Source organism: Ruegeria sp. SCP10 (genome assembly GCF_040329495.1).
In the GTDB taxonomy this organism is placed as follows: domain Bacteria; phylum Pseudomonadota; class Alphaproteobacteria; order Rhodobacterales; family Rhodobacteraceae; genus Ruegeria.
The window spans coordinates 1-4,096 of the sequence record NZ_JBDZYF010000037.1 but is presented as its reverse complement, the minus strand read 5'-3'; the positions used below and the strand labels follow the sequence as shown (position 1 = coordinate 4,096).

Annotated in this window: 4 protein-coding genes; 2 read left to right on the top strand and 2 right to left on the bottom strand. The window is 51.3% G+C overall.

Annotated elements, in window-relative coordinates:
• Positions 1–90: 90 nt before the first annotated feature.
• Positions 91–873, top strand: a complete 783-nt coding sequence (locus ABLN87_RS21970; protein WP_353014234.1) for a 3-hydroxybutyrate dehydrogenase — start codon at positions 91–93, stop codon at positions 871–873.
• A 327-nt stretch (positions 874–1,200) separates the two neighbouring features.
• Complete coding sequence (locus tag ABLN87_RS21965; protein ID WP_353014232.1) at positions 1,201–2,244, top strand: patatin-like phospholipase family protein; 1,044 nt, start codon at positions 1,201–1,203, stop codon at positions 2,242–2,244.
• A 118-nt stretch (positions 2,245–2,362) separates the two neighbouring features.
• Here ABLN87_RS21965 and ABLN87_RS21960 read toward each other — a convergent pair whose 3' ends face one another.
• Both ABLN87_RS21960 and pyk read right to left on the bottom strand, forming a co-directional pair.
• Entirely contained in the window at positions 2,363–2,905 is a 543-nt protein-coding gene (locus ABLN87_RS21960; protein WP_353014231.1) for an isocitrate lyase/phosphoenolpyruvate mutase family protein, read from the bottom strand.
• A gap of 4 nt (positions 2,906–2,909) precedes the next feature.
• Entirely contained in the window at positions 2,910–4,001 is a 1,092-nt protein-coding gene (pyk, locus tag ABLN87_RS21955; protein ID WP_353014229.1) for a pyruvate kinase, read from the bottom strand.
• Positions 4,002–4,096: the final 95 nt, after the last annotated feature.

The following is a 4,096-nucleotide window of genomic DNA, read 5'->3' as shown; positions in this document are numbered from 1 at the left end:
GTCGCTTTTGGTTGCCGCTCCTTTGAGACAGCGCTGACCTAACTCAAAAAAACTTAACCTCATTCTGTGTTCAACCAGAGGAAACTTCACATGGAAAAACCAAAGACAGCGGTCATTACCGGCTCCTCCAGCGGAATTGGGCTTGGGGTCGCGCGCGGCATGGCAGCAAGCGGAATGAACGTCGTGATGAACGGAATCGAAACATCTGGGGATGTGGAAGAAAGTCGGAGTCGTATCGAACAGGACTTTAAGGTCAAAGCCGTCTACAGTTCTGCAAATTTGATGACCCCTGAAGGTGCGTTGGAACTTATGTCAACTGCCGAGGATAACTTCGGTAGCGTTGATGTGTTGGTCAACAATGCTGGTATCCAATTTGTTTCACCCGTGGAAGAATTTCCGGATGAAAAATGGCAGGCAATTATAAGCTTAAATCTGTCAGCGTCATTCTTCACCAGCAAGGCTGTGATGGCGGGGATGAAGTCACGTAAATGGGGCCGCATCATCAACATCGCTTCCGCGCATGGTCTGGTTGCCTCACCTTACAAATCGGCCTACGTGGCTGCGAAGCACGGGATCGTAGGACTGACCAAGACGCTTGCACTGGAAGCTGCGGAACATGGCGTGACTGTGAACGCGATTTGCCCTGGATACGTCTGGACGCCGCTCGTTGAAAAACAGATTCCCGAAACAGCAAGGTCTCGAGGGATCACTGAGGAAGAGGTCAGGCGGGACGTGCTGCTCGCTGCACAACCGACGAAGAACTTCGTCACTGTCGACGAACTCGCGGATCTTGCAGTTTTTCTGTGCTCTGACGGTGCCAAATCAATCACGGGTACGGCGCTGCCAGTCGATGGCGGTTGGGTGGCGCATTGATCCATGGCTGCTAGATCAAACAGGTTTGATTAAGTTCCTCCATTCGCCGCGTTGACCGTTGTTTTGACGTAGGTGCTTTGGGGTGGGTGGGACATTGAACTGATAGCTTGGGAACCAAACAGTTTCGTTCACATTTCAGAGCACGCACAGATTGACTCTAAGGAAGATAACTTTCGCGCACTTCCTTAAAAAGCAGCGAAGGGACATGAATAGCTATCGCGAAACTAGGCGGCTTAGAGAGAATTTCCCAGTCCGCAAAACCGATGAAAAACTTTAGAGTATGCCGCTTGGATAGTTTTTCATGATGATATTCGTTGGAGAATGACTATGCCAAAACAAACAAAGAAAGTGAACTTGGCTCTGCAAGGGGGCGGATCTCACGGCGCATTTACGTGGGGCGTACTTGACGCCTTGCTTGCCGATGGCCGGATTGAGTTCGAAGCAGTTTCGGGAACTTCAGCCGGTGCTATGAATGCGGTCGTTATGGCTGACGGAATGATGCAAGATGGACCGGACGGGGCACGCGAGGCTTTGCACCGTTTTTGGCAGGAAATGAGTCATGCTGCTAAGCATAGTCCAGTCAAGCGTCATCCGATCGATGTCTTTATGGGCAATTGGACCCTCGAAAGGTCGGTCGGATACCACATGATGGACGCCGTGACACGCCTTCTGTCGCCGTACCAGTTGAACCCATTCAACATAAATCCGCTTAAGGAACTCCTAGTAAAAACGGTTAATTTTGAGCGTGTAAGGTGCTGCACCCGAACAAAACTATTCATTTCAGCAACTAACGTCGAGACAGGGCGCGTCAAGGTTTTCGACAGCGACCAACTGACCGCGGATATGGTTATGGCTTCAGCGTGTTTGCCAATGCTGTACCAGGCCGTGGAGATAGATGGTGTTCCATACTGGGATGGAGGGTACATGGGCAATCCGTCTCTTTTTCCTTTCCACAATCAGACCGACACGAGCGACATAGTGGTTGTTCAGATAAACCCGCTTGACCGCTCCGGAGCACCAACGACGGCTCAGGACATCATGAATAGGATCAATGAAATCAGTTTCAACTCGAGCTTGCTGAAAGAGCTTCGGGCCATTGATTTCGTGTCCCGGCTAATCAGAGAGGGAAAACTGTCAAAGAACGAATACAAAGATACAAGGGTTCACATCATCGAAAACCAAGATGAGTTGAAACCACTTGGCGCCTCTTCAAAGTTAAATGCTGAATGGGCGTTTCTAACCCACCTTAGGGACGTTGGCAGACGCACTGCCACCGAGTGGCTAGACGTTAATTTTGATTCCGTTGGAAAGATGGCAACGGTTGACGTGTCGAAACTCTTCCAAGGAATTGGTCCACAGCATCAGGGGTAGCATCCCCCAGACCGTAACCGACAGAAGAACCGAATCTGCATTCGGCGCCTCATAGGAGCCAAGCATGGACGCACGCCAATTAAACCTGCGTTACTGCGAACCGTGCTAACACCTTTGATTAGATGCTGTCTGTGCGGAGGTACAGTCGGGCAGCGACAATTTTCTTTGCCAGGGTTTCGTCTAGATCGTAGGCGCCTTTTCCCAAACCATCAGCACGCGCTGTAACGACAATCCCGGATGATTGCGCAGCTTCGATCGCAGCGTGAACCCGTTCCAAAGCTTCCGAAAACTCACGTATGCGGCCGGGCTTAGCCGTGTCTCGATCTTCAATGGAAATCCCGGCCAGTCCTGCTGAGGCAGAAAGAGTGATCGTTTCCGCCACACCTTTCGGGCTGTCGGCGAAACAATCTTCAGCGTCCATTGTGACAGGCAGACCAGTTGCTCGAGATAGGCACTCGGAATACGAGATGGTTTCGTCGCGGGAGACCTGCCTACATCCGTCTCTTCGATTAGTTGCAAAAGCATAGCCTGAAGAGGAACTTGCGAGTGCCTTGAATCCGCACTTGGCGAACAGGCGAGCAGAGCACTCATCCCAAGGGTTTGGGACTATAAAGCAGCCCGATTCATGCAGATTTCGGAACTCTCCAATTAGGTTCTTCATGTTCTCACTCCTTAAGGTATGCGATTTTCAAAGAGTCGGTGCCGCCAATCTGTCCATGCTTCGACCCGGACGTTACAACCACCGGTTTCTTCGGTTTGACCAAGTCATTCTTCCCTAGTGAACAGGGGATTTGACCTTGTCGGGCAGACTCAAATTCAGAATGTTTAGAGTTAACCGTCGGTGTCACGCCCCAAACGAGAGTTAGAGTTCCAGCAACCAACCTATTTGGACAAACCGCAAGGACGGGCACGGGACTGCGCCCTTTTGCGACGCGAAGAGCTGTGGCACCTGTCTCGGTATAGGTTGTGATGCAGCAGGCACCCCTCAGTCGGGCAAGTATCCCCGCTGCATTGGCAATTGACCCTGAATCGTCGAGCGCTTCGGTCAACTGCTCCTCAATCAACTGGGGTTTGCAACTGCGCGACTTTTCTGTCGCCAAGATAATGGATGACATCGCCGCGACGGCCTCAACAGGATAGTTGCCCGTAGCGCTTTCAGCGGAAAGCATAACAGCGTCGACGCCTTGCATAACCGCGTTAGCGACGTCGGAGGTTTCCGCCCGTGTAGGCAGGGGCGCAGTGATCATGCTTTCAAGCATCTGGGTTGCTACGATAACTGATTTCCCGGCATCACGTGCGCTTGACACCAGTCGCCGTTGAATAGCAGGGAGTTCGTGCCACGCACATTCAACACCTAAATCGCCACGCGCGACCATAATGGCGTCTGCTTCTTCAAGAATAGCGTCGATATTTTGCACAGCGATAGGTTTTTCAATCTTTGCAACGATCTTGGCTTGCCCACAAATCAGTTGCCTGAGATTTCGAATGTCATCAGCCGATTGAACAAAGGACATTGCGACCCAATCCACGCCAAGCTGTAAGGCAAACTGGAGGTCTTCACGGTCTTTTTGTGTAATGGGATCGACCGCTAAAGTGCTGTCAGGGAAACTTACGCCCTTGCGATCCTTGAGTACGCCCGGATTCAAGACCTTAGCTTCAACAAGGGACTGTGCGATACGGTTGACCCTTAGACGCAAACGCCCGTCATCCACCAAAATACTGTGTCCGACTTCGACACTTGTGTCTGACGTCAGCACCAATGGGACAGTTTAAGTCGATTTGATAAGAGAGGGTTTCTGGCTCATCGTAACCGCCAAGGAGTGGAGATGAGTAAGAAACCCGGAACCAAGCA